The 20,041-nt window shown below is 73.2% G+C and carries 15 protein-coding genes and 1 pseudogene; 11 read left to right on the top strand and 5 right to left on the bottom strand.

Annotated features, from left to right (window positions below; all coding sequences use genetic code 11):
- Positions 1 to 54 precede the first annotated feature (54 nt).
- Entirely contained in the window at positions 55 to 1,518 is a 1,464-nt protein-coding gene (locus HCR68_RS07110; RefSeq protein WP_167148087.1) for a MalY/PatB family protein, read from the bottom strand.
- A gap of 551 nt (positions 1,519 to 2,069) precedes the next feature.
- On the opposite strand from HCR68_RS07110, the gene HCR68_RS07115 reads away from it, so the two are divergent.
- Positions 2,070 to 3,074 (top strand): alpha/beta hydrolase-fold protein, encoded by a 1,005-nt coding sequence (locus HCR68_RS07115; RefSeq protein ID WP_167148089.1) that lies wholly within the window; start codon positions 2,070 to 2,072, stop codon positions 3,072 to 3,074.
- 323 nt (positions 3,075 to 3,397) lie between these two features.
- Here HCR68_RS07115 and HCR68_RS07120 read toward each other — a convergent pair whose 3' ends face one another.
- The 3 genes from HCR68_RS07120 to HCR68_RS07130 all read right to left on the bottom strand — a co-directional run bounded on the left by HCR68_RS07120 (position 3,398) and on the right by HCR68_RS07130 (position 6,977).
- A complete protein-coding gene (locus HCR68_RS07120; protein WP_167148091.1) occupies positions 3,398 to 6,262 on the bottom strand; it encodes a heavy metal translocating P-type ATPase in 2,865 nt (954 codons plus the stop codon).
- A gap of 75 nt (positions 6,263 to 6,337) precedes the next feature.
- Entirely contained in the window at positions 6,338 to 6,607 is a 270-nt protein-coding gene (locus HCR68_RS07125) for a heavy-metal-associated domain-containing protein (protein WP_167148093.1), read from the bottom strand.
- Positions 6,608 to 6,695: 88 nt separating this feature from the next.
- The gene (locus HCR68_RS07130; protein WP_034472833.1) at positions 6,696 to 6,977 is read right to left on the bottom strand and encodes a metal-sensitive transcriptional regulator; all 282 of its coding nucleotides are present in this window, start codon (positions 6,975 to 6,977) and stop codon (positions 6,696 to 6,698) included.
- 439 nt (positions 6,978 to 7,416) lie between these two features.
- On the opposite strand from HCR68_RS07130, the gene HCR68_RS07135 reads away from it, so the two are divergent.
- Positions 7,417 to 8,466 (top strand): hypothetical protein, encoded by a 1,050-nt coding sequence (locus HCR68_RS07135; RefSeq protein ID WP_167148063.1) that lies wholly within the window; start codon positions 7,417 to 7,419, stop codon positions 8,464 to 8,466.
- Positions 8,467 to 8,485: 19 nt separating this feature from the next.
- Here HCR68_RS07135 and HCR68_RS07140 read toward each other — a convergent pair whose 3' ends face one another.
- Entirely contained in the window at positions 8,486 to 9,253 is a 768-nt protein-coding gene (locus HCR68_RS07140) for a response regulator transcription factor (protein ID WP_167148095.1), read from the bottom strand.
- Positions 9,254 to 9,519: 266 nt separating this feature from the next.
- Here HCR68_RS07140 and HCR68_RS07145 point away from each other — a divergent pair, with 266 nt between their 5' ends.
- From HCR68_RS07145 to HCR68_RS07180, 9 genes and pseudogenes are all read left to right on the top strand, one after another.
- The gene (locus HCR68_RS07145) at positions 9,520 to 10,884 is read left to right on the top strand and encodes a YcaO-like family protein (RefSeq protein WP_167148097.1); all 1,365 of its coding nucleotides are present in this window, start codon (positions 9,520 to 9,522) and stop codon (positions 10,882 to 10,884) included.
- 54 nt (positions 10,885 to 10,938) lie between these two features.
- A complete protein-coding gene (locus HCR68_RS07150; protein WP_167148099.1) occupies positions 10,939 to 11,739 on the top strand; it encodes a cyclodehydratase in 801 nt (266 codons plus the stop codon).
- 1 nt (position 11,740) lies between these two features.
- Complete coding sequence (locus HCR68_RS07155) at positions 11,741 to 13,522, top strand: TOMM precursor leader peptide-binding protein (protein ID WP_167148101.1); 1,782 nt, start codon at positions 11,741 to 11,743, stop codon at positions 13,520 to 13,522.
- Positions 13,512 to 14,252 carry a hypothetical protein gene (locus tag HCR68_RS07160; RefSeq protein WP_167148103.1) on the top strand — a complete coding sequence of 247 codons (741 nt, stop codon included), beginning with the start codon at positions 13,512 to 13,514 and terminating at the stop codon, positions 14,250 to 14,252. The genes HCR68_RS07155 and HCR68_RS07160 overlap by 11 nt, the downstream gene beginning before the upstream one ends.
- A gap of 203 nt (positions 14,253 to 14,455) precedes the next feature.
- Positions 14,456 to 14,536, top strand: a pseudogene (locus tag HCR68_RS14210) (hypothetical protein); the annotation flags it as partial.
- On the top strand, positions 14,536 to 14,760 hold the full coding sequence (locus HCR68_RS14215) for a cell envelope biogenesis protein OmpA (RefSeq protein WP_243858987.1): 225 nt from the start codon (positions 14,536 to 14,538) through the stop codon (positions 14,758 to 14,760). The pseudogene HCR68_RS14210 and the gene HCR68_RS14215, both read left to right, overlap by 1 nt.
- Positions 14,757 to 15,971, top strand: a complete 1,215-nt coding sequence (locus tag HCR68_RS07170) for a PqqD family protein (protein ID WP_167148107.1) — start codon at positions 14,757 to 14,759, stop codon at positions 15,969 to 15,971. Before HCR68_RS14215 ends, HCR68_RS07170 begins: the two co-directional genes overlap by 4 nt.
- Positions 15,968 to 18,607: a lantibiotic dehydratase gene (locus HCR68_RS07175; RefSeq protein WP_243858980.1), complete on the top strand. Its 2,640-nt coding sequence runs from the start codon at positions 15,968 to 15,970 to the stop codon at positions 18,605 to 18,607. The genes HCR68_RS07170 and HCR68_RS07175 overlap by 4 nt, the downstream gene beginning before the upstream one ends.
- Entirely contained in the window at positions 18,604 to 19,779 is a 1,176-nt protein-coding gene (locus tag HCR68_RS07180; protein WP_167148109.1) for a thiopeptide-type bacteriocin biosynthesis protein, read from the top strand. Before HCR68_RS07175 ends, HCR68_RS07180 begins: the two co-directional genes overlap by 4 nt.
- Positions 19,780 to 20,041 lie beyond the last annotated feature (262 nt).

The following is a 20,041-nucleotide window of genomic DNA, read 5'->3' on the forward strand; positions in this document are numbered from 1 at the left end:
ACTGACCGCTGGCTGGACCCGGCGGGCCGGGTGGTCCGGCCGGCCGGCGGGGCCTCAGGCGGACAGGGCGACGCGGCCGCGGCGAGCGGCCTCGGCGGCGCGGGCGGTCACGGCGGTGACGGCGGCCTCGAGGCGGTCCAGGGCGGCGTCGAGCGTGGCGCGGGGGCAGGCGACGTTGATACGGGTGAAGCCCTCGCCGCCGGCGCCGAAGATCCGGCCGTCGTCGAGCCAGAGCCCGGCCTCGTGCAGCATGACGTCGTCGAGCTCGGCGGGTTCGAGCCCGGCGGCCTCAAGGAAGCCCGAGCAGTCCAGCCACAGCAGGTAGGTGCCCTCGCAAGGAGTCGCCTCGATCCCCTCGATCCGCTCCAGGCGCGCCTCGACGTGGGCCCGGGCGGCGGCGATGTGCTCGCGCAGCGCGTCCAGCCAGGCCTCGCCGCCCTCGTAGGCGGCCCGGCAGGCCGTCAGGCCCAGGACGTTGGGCTGGGAGTAGCCGGTGGCGGCGAGCTCGCGGCGGAAGGCCCCGCGCAGGCGCTCGTCGGCGATGAGGATGTTGGCGACCTGCAGGCCCGCCAGGTTGAAGGACTTCGACGGCGAGGTGCAGGTGATCGTGCGGGCCGCGGTCTGCTCGCTCAGGGAGGCGAAGGGTGTCGTCGCGAAGCCCGGCAGGGCCAGGTCGGCGTGGATCTCGTCGGCCACGACGACGACGCCGTGGCGGGCCGCCACCTCGTCCAGGGCGGCGAGCTCGTCGCGGCTCCACACCCGGCCGACCGGGTTGTGCGGGTTGCACAGGAGCAGCAGGCGCGAGCCGGTCGCCTCGATCGTGGCCTCCAGGGCGGCCAGGTCGCGGCGGTAGACGCCGTCGGCGTCACGGACCAGCGGAACCGCGGCCACGGTGCGACCATTGTCCTCGACGACCTCGCGGAAGGGGTAGTAGACGGGCTCCTCGATGAGGACCGCCTCGCCCGGCGCGGTCAGGGCGCGCACGGCCAGGGCCAGGGCCGGGACGACGCCGGGGGTCACGGTGTTCCAGGCCGCCTCCACCCGCCAGCCGTAACGGCGGGAGAACCAGCCGGTCAGGGCCGCGTTGTAGGCGTCGTCGGGCTCGGAGTAGCCGAAGATGCCGTGGCGGGTGCGCCACAGCAGGGCGCTGGTGACGGCCGGGGCCGTGGCGTGGTCCATGTCCGCCACCCATAAGGGCAGAACATCCTCGGGGCGGCCGCGCTCGGCGGCGAAGTCCCACTTGAGGCTGGCCGTGCCGCGGCGGTCGGGGACGGTGTCGAAGGCGGAGGCGTCCACGGCGGGCGCGGTGGAGAAGGCGGAGCGCCCCGCCGAGGCGAATGCTGCCGCGGGGGAGGAGACGGCCGGTGCGGCGGGGGAGCCGCCACCGACGACGGTCGTCCGGGGCGATGCCGGTGTCAGCGTGGGGCGGGCGGGACAGGCGTCGTCGTCGAGATCGGTTGATCGACTGGGGGTGCCGGACGTACCGGCGCTGCCGACGGGGGTGAGGTGGGCGTGCATGGCTGGGGTCCTCTCGGGTCCCCGGGCGCGGCGGGGTGCGTGGACGTGGTACGTCGGCACGGCGCTCCGGGGGCGGCCGGCGTGCTGTGCCGGCCGAGATGGCTGGGTGCTTCTGGGATGAACACGGGGCCGGGGCCTCCGCGGAGTGCGACGAGCCGGTGTGATGCGGCTCGGACTCTCACCGTTACATGTCAGACAGCGACGGCTGGCGCTGTCAGCGCATGCACATTCGACCCTCGCCAAGGGTGCGCACCATCATCGTGCGGGCCTGGGGCAGAGGAGTCGTCATGGCAGCGAGCATAGCGGGAGCGCTGCCGCCGGCGCCACCTCGCTGATGAGCGTCGTGATCTCGTCCGGGTTGGGGGCGGTCTCGATCGGGAGCCCTCCCTGTTTTCTCTATATCTACTGGTTAATAACGATAGTGTGGGCGGTGGTCGTGCCGTCTTGGCAGGTTCACGGCCACCGCCGCAGCCATCACCCAGTGGAGGCGGTCCCGGGGGAGGGGCTCCCCTCCTTCGCCACCACCGACGCAGCAAGGAGCTGTACATCCCATGACTCAGAAACCTGACCACCCGATGACCCTGGACCCGCCCCGTCCTCCGGCCCGCCGGGCGATCAATCGACGCAGCATGCTCAAGGGGATGGGCGGGGCCGCCGCCCTCGCCGCCGTGGGCGGGGGTGTCTCCGTGGCCGGTGCCGCCCCAGCCCAGGCCGCTGGCCTGAGCGTCGTCGAGCACCAGGACGGCGGCCGCATGCAGTACTACCGGTTCTCCACGCCGTCCATCGGCTGGAACCCGGCCGTCAACGTGCTGCTGCCCGATGGCTACAACGCCGCACGCCGCTACCCGGTGCTCTACCTGCTCCATGGAGGGGGTAGTGACAATGACTTCAGGATCTTCGACAAGCTGGGCATCCGGGACGTGACCGTGGGCCGCGAGCTCATTGTCGTCATGCCCGATGGAGGACTCGCCGGCTGGTACTGCAACCCGGTGAGCTCCAATGTGGGGCCGCGCAACTGGGAGACCTTCCACATCGATGAGCTGATCCCCTGGGTGGACTCCACCTTCAGCACCATCGCGGAGTTCTCCGGGCGTGCCGTCTCCGGCTTCTCCATGGGCGGCTTCGGGGCCCTGAAGTACACCGCCAAGTACTACGGACACTTCGCCTCCGTCTCCAGCCACTCGGGACCCGCGGACCTGCGTGGGGCGGAAGGCTCCGCGGTCACTCACTGGGCGAACGTGAGCTCCGCCGCGGTCGAGCTCGGGGGCGGCATGGTCTATGGAGCCCCGTGGGACGAGGCCCGCGTGAGTGCCGACAACCCCATGGAGCACATCGAGAGCTACCGGGGCAAGCGCATCTTCCTCGTCTGCGGAACGGAAACCCTCGACCCGAATGAGCTCGTTGTCCTGCCGACCCAGAGGACCTTCGGCGGGGCGCTGGAGGCGGCCGGCATTCCTCACGAGCGCTTCGAGGACCCGGGCGCCCATATCGTGCGCCGTGATCGGCTCCAGCAGGACATTGACGGCATCGTCGCTCACCTGACCAAGGCGGGCTGAGCGCCTTCCCGTGGTTCTGCGGGCCCTCCGAGGATCACGGCACGCAGTCACCGGTGCCGGTTCAAGGGCTCGGCGTCGAGAACCGCGGCATCAGTGGTTCTCGACGCCGAGCACCGGGCGATGACAGGGGCGGGCTACGGCGTCGGCGACTGCGTTTCGTGTCGAGGACGTACCTTTCTCGCAAAGTACTGGGGCCTGCCCTCAGTAGCCTGCGAGAAAACGCAGTCCTCGCCACAGAAGTACGTCCTCGACGCTCGACGGCGAAGGGCCCGGCCAGAGACCGATAGGTTCTTGGCTGCTCCGCCCTACCGGCCCGGCCCAGATCAGCCGGCTCGGCGCAGGCGCAGGGAGTTGGTGACGACGATGACGCTGGATGCGGCCATGGCGGCCCCGGCGATCATCGGATTGAGCAGCCCGGCGGCCGCCAGCGGGATCGCGGCCACGTTGTAGGCGAAGGCCCAGAACAGGTTCTGCCGGATGATCCGCAGCGTCGCCCGCGACACCCGCACCGCCGCCACCGCGGCGTCCAGGTCGGTGCGCACCAGGGTGATGTCGGCGGCCTCGATGGCCACGTCCGCACCCGAGCCCATGGCCAGGCCCAGCCCCCGCGTCCCGGCCTGGGCCAGGGCGGCGGCGTCATTGACCCCGTCACCCACCATGCCGACCACCGCGCCCTCGGCCTGCAGCGCGGCGACGACGTCGCGCTTGTCGGCGGGCAGCACCTCGGCACGCACGTCGGCGGCGTCGATCCCCACCTGAGCCGCCACGTGCTCGGCGGCCCGGGCATTGTCCCCGGTCAGCAGCACCGGGCGGATCCCCAGCTCGCGCAGTGCGGCCACCGCCGCCCGTGAGGAGGGACGCACCGTGTCGCGCACGACGAGGACCGCCACAGCCCGCAGCGATGCGCCGCTCGCGCCCGCGCCGGAACCATCGGGGGAGGCGGGACGGTCAGCGCCCTCGCCGGCGGCACCGGTGGCATCGGCGGCGTCGGCCACTGCGCCATCGGCCGCCCCGACCGCTACGACGACGGCGGTGGCCCCGGAGTCCTGAGCCTTCTCCACGGCGGCACTGAGAGCTTCAGGAACCTCGACCCCCATCTCGTGGGCCAGCCAGTCCGGCCGGCCCACGGCGACTCGACGCCCTTCGACGGTTCCCGACACGCCCCGGCCCTCGTGGTTGGAGAAGCCGGCAGGCGCCGGCAGGGCGCCCAGGCGCTCGCGGGCGGACGCCGTGATCGCCGCGGCCACCGGGTGCTCCGAGGCCGACTCGACGGCGCCCGCCAGGCGCAGCGCCTCGTCCCCGAGCGGGGACAGGCCCGCGGCGTTCTGCGCCCCGGCACCGGCCGTATCCCGGGCCTGCGACGACGTCGGGTCCGCGGCGCCGGCAGCCGCGTCATCCGGCAGCGCGCCCGCCGTCCCCGAGACCGCAGAGCCCTCGTCCGGGGACGGGCCGTGAGCCCCGGGGACCTCGCGGCAGGCCTCGACATCCAGGCTCATGCGCCCCTGGGTCACCGTGCCGGTCTTGTCCATGACCATCGTGTCCAGCGCCCGCGTCGACTCCAGCACCTCCGGGCCCTTGATGACCACGCCCAGCTGGGCGGCCCGGCCCGAGCCGACGAGCAGCGCCGTCGGCGTGGCCAGCCCCAGCGCGCAGGGGCAGGCGATGACGAGCACCGCCACCGCCGCGGTGAAGGCCGCCTGCGGGCTGTTCCCGGTGAGCAGCCAGCCCGCCAGCGTCGCGGCCGACAGCACCAGGACGATCGGCACGAACACCCCCGAGACCCGGTCCGCCAGGCGCTGGATGGGGGCCTTGCCCGCCTGCGCGGCCGTCACCATCTGCCCGATACGGGCCAGCGTCGTCCCCTCGCCCACGGCCGTGGCCCGCACGAGCAGCACGCCGGAGGTGTTGACGGTCGCTCCGGTGACGGCCTGACCGGCCTCGACCTCGGTGGGCACGGACTCGCCGGTGAGCAGTGAGGCGTCCACGGCCGAACGGCCCTCGATGACGACGCCGTCGGTGGCCACCTTCTCGCCCGGCCGCACGAGGAACAGGTCGCCGGCCGCCAGGTCGTCGATGCCGATGCGCTCCTCGGTACGGACCGCGTCGGCCCGCGGCGAGCCGTCCTCGTCCAGGACGTCGACGACGTCGCGGCTGCCCGACGGCGAGGTGAGGACCACCCGGGTCACCTCCTTGGCGCCCAGCTCGAGCAGGGCCCGCAGGGCGTCGCCGGAGCGGTACTTGGCGCGCGCCTCCGCGTAGCGGCCCGCCAGGAGGAAGGTGGTCACCCACGCGGCCGACTCGAAGTACATGTGGGCGGCGTGCCCCTGCGAGCGGGGCAGCAGCTCCATGCTCATCCGCATGCCGATGTGCCCGGCGCCGCCCAGGGTGAGCGCCCACAGGCTCCAGCCGGTCGCCGCGATGACCCCCAGGGAGACGAGCGTGTCCATGGTGAAGGCGCCGTGGCGCAGCGCCTGGAAGGCCGCCCTGTGGAAGGGCCACGCCCCCCAGGTCGCCACCGGCAGCGCCATGATCGCCACCGTCCACTGCCAGCCGGGCAGCTGGAGCGCCGGCACCATGGAGATCGCCATGATCGGCACCGACAGGATGAGGCTGTAGACGAGCCGCCGGCGCAGGTCCGCGGCCCGCTCCACGTGCGAGGCGCCCAGGCTCGACGTCGTCGTCGCCCGAGCCGCGCGGTCGACTGCGCCCGCCGCACCGGCCGCGCCCGCCGACACCGCCGCTGCGGCGGTGTCGGATCCCTCCCCGGAACCGGCGGGGACCGGCACCTTTCCCGCGGCGGGTTCCGCCGGCTCCGTGGACTGAGCGGTGCCCGCGGTGCCCCGACCGGAAGCCCGGTCACGGGCGCCGTCGGCTGCGCTCCTCGCGCTCCCAGCGTCTTCCGTGCTGCCGGCCTGGTCCACCTCGCCGGTGCCCCCGGAATCGGAGCCCAGCAGGGCGCCGGAGTACCCGGCGCGGGCGACAGCGGCGAGGAGGTCGTCGACGCTCACCGTGCCCGGGGCGGTGACGCGGGCCGACTCGGTGGCGAGGTTGACCGAGGCGGTCACGCCGTCGAGCCTGCCCAACTTCTTCTCCACCCGGGCCACGCAGCTGGCGCAGGTCATGCCCCCGATGGAGAGGTTGACGGTCCGCAGCTGCGCGTCCTGCTTCTGGCTGGTCGATGCGCTCATGACTGGGGCTCCTTCCCTGGTGCCGCCCTCCGACGGCGTCGTGTCGGCAACCGCGGGAGGCCGGTGTCGGCCGGCTCAGCCCTCTCGGACGTCGCGCTCGACGGCGTCGAGCGTGTAGTCCCCGGCCTCGTCAATGGCCTCGGCCAGGGCCGCGTCCTCGAGGCGGACGTCGGAGAGCACGGTGACGATGGACTGCCCGCCCTTGTTGAGCAGGACGGAGACGTTCTTGACGCCGTCGAGGGCCTCGAGCTCCTCGGTGACGTGGGCGACGCAGTGGCCGCAGGTGAGTCCGGAGACCTTGAGGGTGGTGGTGCGGTCGACGCCGTCGGCGGTGAACTCGGTCATCTCTATAACTCCTTGGGAGGCGTGCGAGGAAAGCGGATGGAATGGAACGGGAAGGAGGTGGTTCGGCCGGGCGGCCGGACCGGGGCGGTCAGGACCGGACGAGCCGGGCGATGGCGTCGGAGGCCTCACGGATCTTGGCCATGCCCTCCTCGTCGCCGGCCTGGGCGGCGTGCAGGACGCAGTGGCTCATGTGGTCCTCCAGCAGGCCGAGGCTGACGGCCTGAAGAGCCTTGGTGGCGGCGGAGATCTGTGTGAGGACATCGATGCAGTAGGTGTCCTCCTCGACCATGCGGGAGATGCCCCGCACCTGCCCCTCGATGCGGCGCAGGCGCTTGAGGTAGTCCTCCTTGGTCCCGGTGTATCCGGCCATCTCTCCTCCGTCTCTTCCTCGTTCGACGTCGAACATACCCCTAGGGGGTAGGCGGGTCAAGTACCCCCTAGGGGTATGCGGCCTCTCGGCGCTGCTGGCTCTCGCTGGTACTGCACGTACCGCTCTGCACGAGGTCCGGGTCCTACTGGGCAAGGTGCGGGGGTACTCCACGTGGGTCGGACTCCCGTGCAGTGCGGTTACCCCCTGGCCAGTAGGGCCCCGGCCTCGTGGAGTGGCCCCGTCAGCAGGAACGTGGGCGAGAACGCGGAGCCGGGTCCCGAGGTGCAGGCCTCAGATATGGACATCACCGGGCCGCGCCCTGAAGACCGGTCCCCTCGCATCGCTCTGTGCGGCACGACCCCGTACACCCCTCGGATGGGCGCGGTCGAATAGGCGCGGAGCCGGGACACGGGGGAGGGGGCCGTGGGATGCTCGTGTCATGACCACCGTTGCGAATGCCGCCCCCGGCTCGACCGACCACGGGACGTCGGCCGGCACGAGCCGGGCGTCAGAGGACCCCGATCTTCAGCTCGCCCGGGACCCGAAGGCGGGCGCCGGTCGGCTCATGGTGCTGGCCGGCAACCGCCCCGACCTGCGCGGCGTCATCGTCGACAACCCGGGCTGCTCCCCGGAGCTGCGCGCCTGGGTCGGCCGCATGGGGGCGACCGCCTCCCGTCCGGACAGCGGCGATGGGCGCTCCCAGGCCGATACCGACTCGGCCTGGATGGGCGATGACGCCGATGATGCCGATGACTCCCTGTCGCTGGCGCCCATGGGCTGGGAGCCCTCGGACATCGGCCTGGGCGACGACCCCTTCGGCTCCGTCCTGGGCGACCCGCTCATGGGCTCGCCACTCTTCGACGGCGGCGGCCACGGAGAGGATCTCGACGACGCCGATTCCGCCGGCGGCGCCGACAACGACGGCGAGGCCGGCCGGGCCGGACGAGGCCAGCGGCGGCAGCCGTCGAACCGGCGCACGGCCAGGCCGCACACTGCCGCCGCTCATACCGCCGCGGCCCGCACCGCCTCCCGGACGGCCGCGCCCCGGACCTCGCCGTCGCGCACCTCGTCACCACGGACGACCGCGCAGCCTCCGCGGCCCGCGCAGGCTGCGCCGACCACCGCGCCGGCTCCGCAGGCGTCGGCACCGCCTCCGCCCGGCCGTCCCGCGCAGCCCAGCTACCGGGGGACGGGCCCCGGAGCCACCGCCGGGCCGGCCGCACCGGGCTATGGCGCACCTCGGCGCGACCCCTACGCCGTCGATCCGCAGGACGCCCCCTGGGCGCCGAGCGGGTTCCCGCGCTACGGCGGCCCGCAGCCGACCGTGCCACCCGGACCTCCCGCCTCCTACGGGACCGGGCGATACGGTGCCCCGCCCCGGCCGGGTCGCTCGACGCCGCCCTCGGGCACCGACACGAGCTCGCTCAAGGTGGTCGGCGCGGTGATCGCCTTCATCATCTTCGCCCTTCTTCGGATACTGGCCGGCTGAGGCGAGGAGGAGGCGGGCGTCAGCGGTCGAGCCCCGTCCCCCGCGCCTCCGAGGGGCTGGGGGACGAGCTCGGGGTCGGATTGCTCGGGGCGCTGGGTGCACTGGCGGCCGGGATCGTGAAGGGGCTGTTGGAGGCGTACCCGTGCTTGAACGCCCACACCACGATCTCCAGGCGCGACGTCGTCCCCGTCTTGTGGAACAGGCCGGTGATGTGCGACTTGACCGTCGCCTCGGCAATGGCCAGCAGCGAGGAGATCTTGCGGTTCGAGGCGCCCTCGCACAGGAGGTGGAGCACATCGCGCTCCCGCTCCGAGAGGTGGACGCTGCCGTCCGCACCGCGCACGGAGGCCAGGGCGTAGTCGATGAGCCGCGTCGTCGGCGTCGGGGCCACGACCTTCGCCCCGGAGTGGACCGTGCGCACCGCCGCGATGATCTCCTCGGCCGGGGCGCTCTTGAGCAGGAAGCCGCTGGCGCCGGCCCCCAGCCCCTGGAGAAGGTCCTCGTCGGTATCGACGGTCGTCAGCAGGATGACCCGGGTCGACGGCGAGACGCGAAGCACCTCCCTGGTCATTTCCACGCCGTCCATGTTCTCCATGTGGACATCGGTAATGAGGACGTCGACCTGATGAGACTGAAGAAACCGCAGAACTGCGCGGGGTGAGCGTGCTGCGGTGAGGACAACGAGGTCCTCGACGTCGAAGAAATAGGACTCCAGATGGGCCAGGGCCATCGCGTCGTCGTCGACCAGGGCGAGGCCGACACGATCGGGAGAAATCTGGGAAGACATGTGTCTCCTTGGGCAGATCTGTGCAGGCCGCGGTAGTGGGGGTCGCGGTCTGCTGGGAACAGTGAACAAACTACCTGAAGAAAGGCGTTCACCGTGTAAACGCCCCCGAGACGCGCCCCGACGAAAGGACGGGTAGGACTATCCAAACAGCGGACCGATCGGTAGATGAAAGGGCGATGTGAAGGCCTCGCGGCTTCGGGCAGGCTCTTCGCCAACGGCACTTCCCCCAAGTGTGCCTCCTCTGTCGTTCCCAGGAAGGAGGGTCCGTGTACCGCTCTGCGCTCATTGAGGGTGTGGCGCCATCACTGGCTCGCGCCGCGTCCCTCGAGTCGCCCTTCGGCCTGGTTTCCCGTTCCACCGAGCTGCCCCAGGCGGCCGGAGAGCCGGTCTTCGCGATCTGGACCGGTCTTCTGGGTGATCCATCTGAGGCGCTGAGGTCACAGCGCAGCTGGAATCACCGTGCCGAGGCGGGCAACTTCGACGGGGCCGGCGGGGCCATCGACGCCGATCGCGCCAGACACATCGCGATCGTGGAGACGATGGAACGCTACTCCAGCTGCTCATGGACGGAGGAGGAGCTGGTGTGGGACACCCCCGCCGGTCTCGGCGAGGCCGCGATCGGACCGGAGCACTGGCCGGCATGCTCGGCCACCGAGCTGGCGGACCCCGACTGCGGGCTCATCGCATCGGACCCCCGCGTCCCGATGCGATGGGTGCGCGGCTGGTCCCTGACCCGGGGCCGGGAGGTCTTCGTCCCGGCCGTCCTGGTCTATCTCAACTTCCCGGTACGCACCCCCTCCGAGCAGTTCGTCAACCCCATCTCCACCGGCACGGCCGCGCACTCCGACCTGCGCGAGGCGGTCCTGGGCGGACTGCTCGAGGTCATCGAGCGCGACTCCATCGCCCTGACCTGGCTGCAGCGCCTGCGCCTGCCCGCGGTCGCCGTCGACCCCGACGCCCTGGGAGAGGCGGCCGCCGAGTACCACCGGGTCGGCACCTCCACCGAGCTGGCGACCCACCTGTTCGACGCCACCACCGACTACGGCGTCCCCACCCTCTACGCCGTCCAGACCTCCCAGGTCGATCCCGAGCTGGCCCAGGTCGTGGCCGCCACCTGCGACATCGACCCGCAGCGGGCGCTGGCCAAGATCTACCGCGAGCTCGCCTCCCTGCGCATCGCCCTGCGCAGCCACGCCCGCGGCCCGCGCGCCCAGGAGATCAAGGGTCAGGACCTCACCGTGGTCGGCGGCGCCCTGGCCGACGCCGACCTGTCCATGCGCCACATCTTCGATTTCCTCCTGGAGGGTGAGCGGCCCGTCCACGCCCTGGGCGGCATCGGCACCCTGGGGGCGTCGTCGACCGGGACTGACGCCGGCGACCCGCTTGAGCAGGTCGTCGCCAACCTGGAGCGGGCCGGCGCCGAGGCGATCGTCGTCGACATCACCACCGACGAGGCCCGCCAGGTCGGCATGCACGTCATCAAGGCCCTCATTCCGCAGGCCATGCCCCTGTCCTTCAGCCACCACGCCCGCTACCTGGCCACCCCCCGCCTCTACGAGGCGCCCCGGGCCATGGGCCTGACCGTCCACGACGAGGCCGGGATCAACCCCGTACGCCAGCCCTTCGCCTGAGCCATGTCACTGTCCACCACGCCGCCGACCGTCTCCCAGGAGCCCAGAACCACCATGAGCACGACGCCGCCCGCACCCGCTGCGCAGCCGGTACAGCAGCCGGCACAGCAGGCCCCCTCGGGGCCGGTGACGGCCTACCTGCCCCAGGGCGGGTTCGCGCGCGCCGTCGCCGCGCGGCTCGCCGGGCCCGACGACGTCGTCGTACCGGTCGACCAGGGGCTGGTCAGCGCCTACGTCCCCTACGCCGACCGTGCCGTGCTCATCGCGGATCCCGACCAGACCGGTCTGCGCGAGGACCTCGACACCCTGTCCTTCACCCGGGGCATGCCCTCGCTCGGGCTGGAGCTCCTCCCCACCGAGCTGCGCTGCGGACCGCTCGTGGTCCCCGGCCGCAGCGCCTGCTACCGCTGCTACGACCGGCGCCGCCGCCAGCACGGCTACCGCCCGCTGCCCCCGGAGGTGGCCGCCGAGCACGGCCCGCTGGAGCAGGGCTACGCCCACCACCACGTGGTCCTGGGAGCCGGACTCATCTCGCTGGCCCTCCAGACCCTCGACCGCCAGGAGCCGGCCACAGCGGGAGCCACCGGGACCGGCGCGGCCGACGCCGAGAGCGCCATCAACGACGCCGGGGCCGCCCCAGTCACCGCGGCCACCACAGCCACCACGGCCGCTGCGGAGCCTCCGGAGATCGGCGGCCGGGTGTGGACCATCGACCTCGTCTCCGGGATCACCACCTGCTCACCGACCGTGGCCGTGGACCGCTGCGAGACCTGCTCGGGCCGCTATGAGGGGCGCCGTGACGGCCTGCCCGCGCTCGCGGCCCTCCTGCCCGAGCGCCGAGAGGAGGTGGCCTGAGATGGCCGGGGACTCCCTCATGCGCGCCGGCGACGTCGGCCGGGCCGCCCGCCGCGACCTGCAGTTCCGCATCCCCCGCAAGCCGGTGGTCCGCCTGGGTCTGCGCGCCCGGCCCGACGAGGGCGGCTGGATCGTCGACGGCGCCCGCAAGAGTCAGGTCCTGGGCGGGGCCTTCGCCCGCGAGCACATGGGCCCCCTGCTCGAGGCCTGCGACGGCACCCGCACCCTCGACGAGATCGGCGAGATCACAGGCATCGGCTCCCAGGCCGTCTTCGAGGCCGTCTCCCTGCTGTGGACCGGCGGCATCGTCGAGGAGGGCGACACCGAGCCCGCCCCCGGCGAGCCGGCCCCCGAGCTGGCGCGCCTCCTGTCGCGCCTGGGCGACTCCACCGGGGTCAACGACTCCTGGCAGGACGCCGCCCGCCGCCTGGCCGCCGCCCGGGTCGCCGTCGTCGGGGACAACGAGCTGGCCGGCGAGATGGTCGCGGCCCTGGAGCCCACGCTGCCCGATGTCCGGCTCGACGGCGCGCCCCGCCGGGGGGACACGCTCGTCGTCCTGGTCGAGACGATCGACTCCGCCGACCGCTCCGAGGAGGTGGCGCGCCGGTGCCGCGAGGCCGGGATCCCGCTGCTGCGGGTGCGCGCCGAGCAGGAGGCGGTCACGGTCGGCCCCTACGTCGACGAGAGCTTCTCGCCCTGTCTGGCCTGCGCGAGCGCCGACGAGCCCGAGCTCGGCCCCCGCCCCGACGCCGCCCGCCGCGACATCGTCATCGGCCTGGCCGCCCGGGCCGTGGCCGCCCTCATCGCCCGCGCCACCGTCACCCACCTGCCCGGGGACGCCCGGCGCACGGACCTGGCCACCTTCACCTACTCCGACCATCCGGTCGTCTCCCGCCCCGGCTGCCCCGTCTGCTCGGTCGCAGGGCAGGGCGAGAACCCGGTGCCGGTGGCGCCGTCGGCCCCCGTGGGAGCCCGCTACGAGCAGTCCGTGGCCATCCCGCCGGCGGCCTTCGTGGACTCCAAGGGCCACCAGCAGCACTACAAGCCCTCCAACCTGCGCCTCCAGCGCGAGTTCCGCGACTGGCCGGTCTGCCCGCGCACGCCGCTGCCGCCCGCCGACCTGGGCCGCCTCGACCAGCCCTGGCCGGTCGTCCACCCGATCAGCGAGGACAGCAGCGAGCCCGACGTCGCCCATCCCACCCTGAGTGAGCTCGCCACGATCCTGGCGCTGTCGGTGGGCGTGCGCGAGCCGCTGGGCCCTGAGCCCGCCGGGCCCGCCGGCCAGGAGACAGCCGACGCCGCCCGGACCCCGCTGAGCGCCAAGCTGCGCCGCTGGACGGCCGCCGGCGGCAACATCGGCTCGGTGACCGCCTACGTCCTGGTCCCCGAGACGGGGGCGCAGGAGGGAGCCGCTGAGGGGCGGCCGGCCCCGGGCACCTACGTCTACATCGAGCGCGACCACGCCCTGGCGCTCATCGGCCCCGCCCCCGGCGAGAGGGCCGAATCGGAGGGCACGGTGCCGGGCGGCGTCGGCGCCCGGATCGTCCTGACCGGCAACGTCGACAAGGTGGCCCGCAAGTACTTCTCCTTCGCCCTGCGGATCGCGGTCCAGGACTGCGGCTGCTCCTTCGAGGTCATCCGCCTCGTCGCCGACGCCCTGGGGGTGCCGCTGCGTGCCCGGGCCCGCTGGGACGAGCAGCGGATCGCCCGGGCGCTGGGCACCGACCCGGCCCGCGAACCGGCCTGCATCGTCGTCGACCTGGGAGGCAGCCGTGCGCACTGACTTCGAGACGCTGCGCGAGCTCATCAGCGGCTTCTCCGACGGATCCTCCGCCCGAGCGGGTGAGCCGACCTCCGACGGCCTGGCCGCGCGCCGTCCGCGGCCGCCGCTGGCCTGCCAGGTGCCGGATGCGCTTGGACCCGGCCCCCAGGCGGCCTACCCCCATGACCTGCACCAGACCTTCGAGCGCCGCTCGTCATCCACCAGCTACGGCACCGAGCCGCTGGAGGCCGAGTCCCTGATGGCCATGGTCCGCGACGCCCTGGCCGACGACGCGCGCACCTGGGGCCAGGACGCGGCGGCCTGCCCCCTGGAGCCCTTCGTCCTCCTTCTGCGCCCGCGCGGCGCCGACCCCGGCATCTACCGGGTGAGGCTCGACGGCGTCGACCTCGTTCGTCCCCTGCCGGATGCGGAGGTCATCGAGGGCATGACGGTGCAGAAGGAGTTCGCCCGCGCCGGCGCCATCGTCTCGGTGGCCGCCAACCTCGATCAGGCCGACGCCTGGGGCGGGGCGGCCGGCTACCGCTTCACCATGAGCCGTAGCGCGGCCCTCATCTACTCCGTCCATCTGCGCGCCGTCGCCCGCTCCCTGGTGGGGACGGTCTTCGCCGGCTTCGCCACCTCCGCGGTGCGCCACCTGCTGGACTCCGACGGCGTGAGCCGCCACCAGATGTTCGCCGTCACCGTGGCCGGCCCTGTGGCCGGCCCGGTCGCCGGTGCGGCGGACGGTTAGCCCCGGTTCACCCGCGCGCCGCCGGCTCATCGGCAGCGAGAGCGGTCCGGAAACGACCCAGAACTGCATACCGCATCAGAGAGTTCCACAGACCACCCCGTTCGCGGGGTTTGGGGTCCGGTCCCGGCAGACCGGACCCCCAGGGCCCGATCGGGCCCTGCTCCTGCCCGACAACATGTGTAAGAGAAGGAGGTGAACAGCATATGACGAACAGCGCGATTGATCTCACCCTCGCCGACAGTGACTTCGGCGTCGAGGAGCTCCCCGAGGGCAACGCCCTGGGTTGCGCCTTCAGCAGCGCGAGCGCGTCCTGTCCGGCCAGCGCGGCCTCGGCCTCGTGCCCGTCCAGCGCCGCGTCGGCCTCGTGCCCGTCCTGTGCGGCCAGCGCGTCGACGACGTCCTGCTGACGACCCCACGGTGGCGGGCAGGAGACCGGGGTCTCCTGCCCGCCATCAACGGCGTCCGGATCCCCGCGAACCCACTTGAGGGAGCCATGACCCCACGATGAGCACGGTGATGAGTACGGCGATGAGCAGCACCAGCGCCCCGACGAGCCCGGTCCCGCGCCTGCGCCGCGGCGTGAGTCTGATCGTCGGGATGGACAACCAGCCGATGCTGTTCGACTCCGACTCGGGCAAGTACCACCGGCTCGGGGCGGCCGCGGCCTTCATCGTGGGTCAGTTCGACGGGGTGCGCTCCCTGCCGACCATCATCGAGGAGCTGCCCCAGGACATCGACGAGGCCGGCGCCAGGCGCATCACGAGCCTGGTCGACAACCTGCGCGACAAGAGCCTCCTGGCGGGCGGCGAGCCCGCCGCCACCGCGCCCACGGCGCCCGCGGCCCCGGCACGCACCAGACGCACCCACGGGCGCCACACCGCCCAGCCCCGTCAGGCCCGCCACCTCAAGGTCGAGCAGCCGCGCCGCAGCGGAGGGTGGTGGTTGCCCCGCATCATTATCGCCCGCAAGTACCACCGGATCGTCGCCCCCGTCGTCACCCTGCTCCAGCGCCTCCCGGCCCGCGCGCTCAGCTGGCTCTTCCTGGCGCTGGCGGCCTGCGGGTACGCGGCCGGCGCCATGGCGCTGAGCTCCCTGGCCGGGGGCCCCCGCCCGGGCGCCCTCGTCGTGGTGACGGCGGTGGCGATCCAGCTGGTGAGCATCCTGCTGCACGAGTCCTGGCACGCCATCGTCGCCGGCTACCTGGGCACCCCCATCCGCGGGCTGGGGGTGGCGCTCATGTTCTGGGTGATCCCCATCGCCTACGTCGACCGCACCGACTCCTACCGGGTGCGCTCCCGAAGCGGGCTGACCATGCTGGCCCTGGCCGGCATCTTCTCCGACGGCGTCGTGTGCGGCCTGGAGGCGGCCGTCGCCTGGGCCTCCTCGGGAACGGTGCGCCAGGTGGCCCTGACCCTGTGCGCCTTCCAGCTCACGATGCTCGTCACCAACCTCAACCCCCTCACCCAGTCCGACGGCGTCGCCGCGGCCGAGGCGGCCACCGGCTCGGTCAACCTGCGCGGGCGCTCCATGTTCGTTCTGCGCTGCGTCCTGTCCCGCCGGCCCCTGCCGCCGGGACTGGCCGTCCTGCGGCCCGCGGTGCGCTGGGGCTACTTCGTCTACGGGCTTCTGTGCAGTCTCCTCGGCCTCCTGGCCTTCGTGATGAGCATTGTATGGATAGGCTACTGGCTGTACGTCCTCGTGAAAGGTTTCCTCCTATGACGCAGCCGGTTCTGTCCCGTGCCGGTGCCTCCCCATCCCGACAGCCACAGCCGCAGCCCACATCCGCCGTGACCCCCGGGGAGCCCGTCCCATCCGCTCCGTCCCCCGCCGCACCGCAGACGGTGACGGATCCCGCCCCGGAGCCCCCGGCCCTGGCCCAGCCCGCCGTGGCCCTTCCGACCCTCGTGCGCCTGGGAGGACTGCCCGTGCGGGCCGTTCCCGAGACCAGCGCCGCGGTGACCGGCACCCTGGAGTACCTGCGCCGGCTCGACGAGGTGCTCGACGGCGCCGCGAACCAGCTGCTCGACCCGCTCTACGAGCTCATCCCCACCCTGGCCAAGACCGAGCGCCGCCTGGTCCTGCGCGCCAAGCGCCGGGTCTTCCAGGGGCGCGCCACCGGCCTGACCGCAGAGGTGCTGAAGGCCCTGCCGGGCGAGGTCGGTGCCCTGCTGGAGCGCTGGGACGCCCTGGTGGCCCGCAAGGAGGAGACCCGCGGGCGCCTGGCCGTTCTCGTCGACGTCGACCTGGACCGCAGCCGCGAGCTGCTGGCGGCCGGCCTCGACGAGCCCGGCTACCAGGAGGCCCTGGCGATCGCCGCCCCGGCCCTCGTGTCCACCCTGGCCTCCCGCGGCCGCAGGCTGGATGACCCCCGCGTGCTGCGCACCCTCTACACCCTGGCCACCCGGGCGGCCCTCAAGACCAGCCCCTTCTCGGGGCTGACCACCGTGAACGAGGCCGGACAGCCCTCCGCCGGGCGCAGTCACCGGATGGTGGCGACCCACCTGGCCTACCGCATCCTGAGCGCCACCGCTCAGGACCTGGCCCCCGACGGCGCCCTCTACCTCGAGCCCGCCCCCGTGCGCCGGGCCGTCAGCGCCCCCGGCCGGGGCCCGGCCGGCGCCTACGGGCAGTTCCCGCCCGGCGAGGACGAGGCGGAGATGCTGACCGTCGTCGGCGAGCACGAGTACGGCAACGGGATGGTCTTCCGCCAGGAGGCCGTCCAGCCCGCCCGCTGGCTCCAGGAGACCCACGACGCCCTGACCGGCGGCGGCATGCACGCCGTGCTCAGCGTGCGCGACGCCTGCGAGCGCGTGGGCGGCGCCGACCCGCGCCTGCGCCTGGAGCGGCTGCTGGCCTCGGGCGCCGTCGTGCCGCGCGTGCCCTGGTACCGCGGGGAGAACCCCTTCCCGCTGCTGGCCGCCACGCTCTCACCGGACCAGCAGCGCCAGTGGGGCAAGGACCTGGCCTGGCTGGCCCGGCTCGACGAGGTCATCGCCGCGGCCGACGGGCCCACGCGCGCCGAGCTCCTCAACCGCACGGTGCGCCTGGCCGAGCGCGTCTTCCCCGCCGGCGAGCTCGGTGAGCGGCCCAGCGGCTTCCTCTACGAGGACCGCGAGTCCGCCCGCAGCTGGCCCGATCCGCTCGAGGACGCCCCCTTCTCCCAGGACGTGCAGACCCTGGCCGAGCTCGCCGACCCCTGGGTGGCCCGCTCCCACATCTATGACCTCATGGTGGCCCGGTTCGTCTCACTGTTCGGAAACGGTGGGGTGTGCAAGGACCCGCTCGCCTTCTTCATGACTCTGGGCCACGCCCCCGACGGCGACGAGGAGATGCTGCGCGCCGCCGGGCTCGACTACGCCGCCGGGCCCGATACGGAGCGCGCCGCCCTGCCCGGCGGGCTGTCCGGATCTCCGCGGCACCTGGGCGCCTTCCTCCAGCCGGTGGCCCCCAGCGCCCGGACCTACGCCGCCGGCGGGGGACTCACGGTCGTCAACGCCTTCACCAACGCCAACGGTTCCCTTCAGGCCCGCTTCCACCGGCTCCTGGGTGCCGGCTTCCGGGAGCGCCTGGCCTCGCGGATCCGCACCGCCTGGGGCACCGAGCGGGTGCTGGAGATCCAGGCCAGCACCGAGTGCAACACCGGCCAGGCCGTCTCCTGCGGGCTCCTGCCGCCGCTGGGCCTGCCCGGCGAGCCGGGGGCGCCGGACACGGTCCCCCTCAGCTCCCTGCGGCTCGTCCACGATCCGGCCACGAGCACCCTGTTCCTGGCCGACGACGCCGGGCCCGTGGGCCTGGCCTACCTGGGCCTGACGCCCCAGTACCTCCTGGGCGGCTACCTGTCCTGGCTGGTGCTGCTGAGCGACCCGTGGTCCCGGCTGCCCCCGTTCGCCGACCACTGGACCAGCCGGCGTCGGGACCTGAAGGGCCCCCTGCCCGACGAGGTCCTGCACTCCGAGCGGGCCGTGGCCGGCCGTCTGGTGACCCGCCGCGAGTCCTGGACCTTCCCGGCCGCCCAGATCGCCCCGCTCATGGACCGCGACCTGACGACGACCCTGCTGCACATGGATGACCTGCGCAAGCAGTGGGGCATACCGGTGGAGGTGTTCGTCCACCAGCACATGCCCTCCCAGGGGGCCACCTTCGACCAGCACAAGCCCCGCTACGTGGACCTGTCCTCACCGGTCTCGCTGCTGGCGCTGCGGGGCTGGATCGATCCCGACGCCGCGCACATCAGCTTCGTCGAGGCCCTTCCGGCCCGCGGCGAGGCCCTGGGGCTCACGCAGGACGGCGAGCCGACGGTGGCCGAGTACCTGGTGGGACTCCAGTGGCCCAAGAACCTGGGAGGCATGGCATGAGTACGCCCGACGAACCCCAGTCCAGCCGGCGCGAGCAGCGCAACCAGCCCAGCCGGCTCACCCGCTCCCGGCGCCTGCGCTGGCTCGGCGGGCGCTCCCGGGCGGGCGAGCAGGCTGAACAGTCCGGGCCGGGCGGGCAGACCGGCCCGGACAGTCGGGGAGGGGGCGCCACCCCGCAGGTGGGGGGCTCGATCCCGGGGATCCAGCCCCTGGAGATGGCGGCCGCCGACTTCGGCAGCCTGCGCGCCCAGCACAGCTCGGTGCGTCAACGCGGATCGGCGCTGGTCAACCAGGCCGAGGACGTCGGCTGGCTGTACGCGCGGATCTACTGTGCCGGCGGGGACGACACCGACGAGCTGCTGCCCGAGATCGCCCAGTGGCTGGCCCGGGCCCGCGGGCAGTGGGACATCCGCTCGGCGCACTTCCTGCGCTTCGTCGACCTGCGCGGGCATCACATCCGTCTGCGGCTCAAGGCCGTCCAGGGCGTCCTGGACGAGGCCTACGCGAGCATGCGCGAGCTCGACGCCGTCGCCCGGCGGGCCGAGGTGCGTACGGTCGAGCGGCTCGTCTCCGACCCCATGACCGGGGGGATCGGTGCCAGCCGGCCCGGGATCGCCTTCGGCGTCTACGGCCCCGAGTACGACAAGTACGGGGGCGTGGCCGGCGTGGAGGAGGCCGAGCGCCACTTCTACGTCTCCAGCCGGTGGTGTCTGGACCACCAGATCTGGCAGATCCCGCGCTCGGTGCCACGGGCGGCCCTGGCGGCTCGGTTCCTGGCCCTGGCGGCGCGTAGCGCGCCGCTGCCCGAGGCCGAGCTGCTCTCCGCTCACCTGCGGATGTGGGGCTCGCGCCTGCCCGCGCACCTGCGCGACGGCAGCGCCCTGGGGCCGATCGTCCAGCAGCTGCTGGAGGTCATCGAGTTCCAGTTCGACGAGATCCCGTCCTGGAGCCAGGCGGCCGGGGCCGTCGGCGAGCTGGCCGACGACGCCGGGCGCGCCATCGGCGTCATGGGCGCGGGTACCGGTGGGCGCCGGGCCCTGGACCTGCTGCACATCGACGTCAACCGGCTCGGGCTCAACCCGGCCGAGGAGTGCATCGCCGGGCTGTGCGCCCGCCAGCTCCTGGCCGGAGGCGCCGTACCCCCGGCCCAGGCCTCGGCCGCCGCCGGGTAGGGCCGGGGCGAGAACCCGCCAGGCAACCTGTCTGGCGCCGCGGACGCACCATCGGTCTCGCAGACGGCCCCGCAGGGGGCAGTCGCCGGGCCTGATGGTGCGTCCGCGACGAGCCCGGGCCTGCGCCGGGATCTGCTGGGGGTACTCCACGACGCTCGGTTGCCACTGGCCGGGGGTTAGCCGTACTGCACGACACCCAGACCGTCGTGGAGTACAGCCAAGTGTCCTCCAATACGTGCTGAGGTTCGTGCAGTACGGCCGG

Source organism: Actinomyces sp. ZJ308, from assembly GCF_011752065.1.
Taxonomy (GTDB): domain Bacteria; phylum Actinomycetota; class Actinomycetes; order Actinomycetales; family Actinomycetaceae; genus Actinomyces.

Bases quoted from the DNA above. Each gene is read 5' to 3' on its own strand.
- HCR68_RS07110 (WP_167148087.1), bottom strand. From the start codon at position 1,518: ATGCACGCCCACCTCACCCCCGTCGGCAGCGCCGGTACGTCCGGCACC.
- HCR68_RS07115 (WP_167148089.1), top strand. From the start codon at position 2,070: ATGACTCAGAAACCTGACCACCCGATGACCCTGGACCCGCCCCGTCCT.
- HCR68_RS07120 (WP_167148091.1), bottom strand. From the start codon at position 6,262: ATGAGCGCATCGACCAGCCAGAAGCAGGACGCGCAGCTGCGGACCGTC.
- HCR68_RS07125 (WP_167148093.1), bottom strand. From the start codon at position 6,607: ATGACCGAGTTCACCGCCGACGGCGTCGACCGCACCACCACCCTCAAG.
- HCR68_RS07130 (WP_034472833.1), bottom strand. From the start codon at position 6,977: ATGGCCGGATACACCGGGACCAAGGAGGACTACCTCAAGCGCCTGCGC.
- HCR68_RS07135 (WP_167148063.1), top strand. From the start codon at position 7,417: ATGACCACCGTTGCGAATGCCGCCCCCGGCTCGACCGACCACGGGACG.
- HCR68_RS07140 (WP_167148095.1), bottom strand. From the start codon at position 9,253: ATGTCTTCCCAGATTTCTCCCGATCGTGTCGGCCTCGCCCTGGTCGAC.
- HCR68_RS07150 (WP_167148099.1), top strand. From the start codon at position 10,939: ATGAGCACGACGCCGCCCGCACCCGCTGCGCAGCCGGTACAGCAGCCG.
- HCR68_RS07155 (WP_167148101.1), top strand. From the start codon at position 11,741: ATGGCCGGGGACTCCCTCATGCGCGCCGGCGACGTCGGCCGGGCCGCC.
- HCR68_RS07170 (WP_167148107.1), top strand. From the start codon at position 14,757: ATGAGCACGGTGATGAGTACGGCGATGAGCAGCACCAGCGCCCCGACG.
- HCR68_RS07175 (WP_243858980.1), top strand. From the start codon at position 15,968: ATGACGCAGCCGGTTCTGTCCCGTGCCGGTGCCTCCCCATCCCGACAG.
- HCR68_RS07180 (WP_167148109.1), top strand. From the start codon at position 18,604: ATGAGTACGCCCGACGAACCCCAGTCCAGCCGGCGCGAGCAGCGCAAC.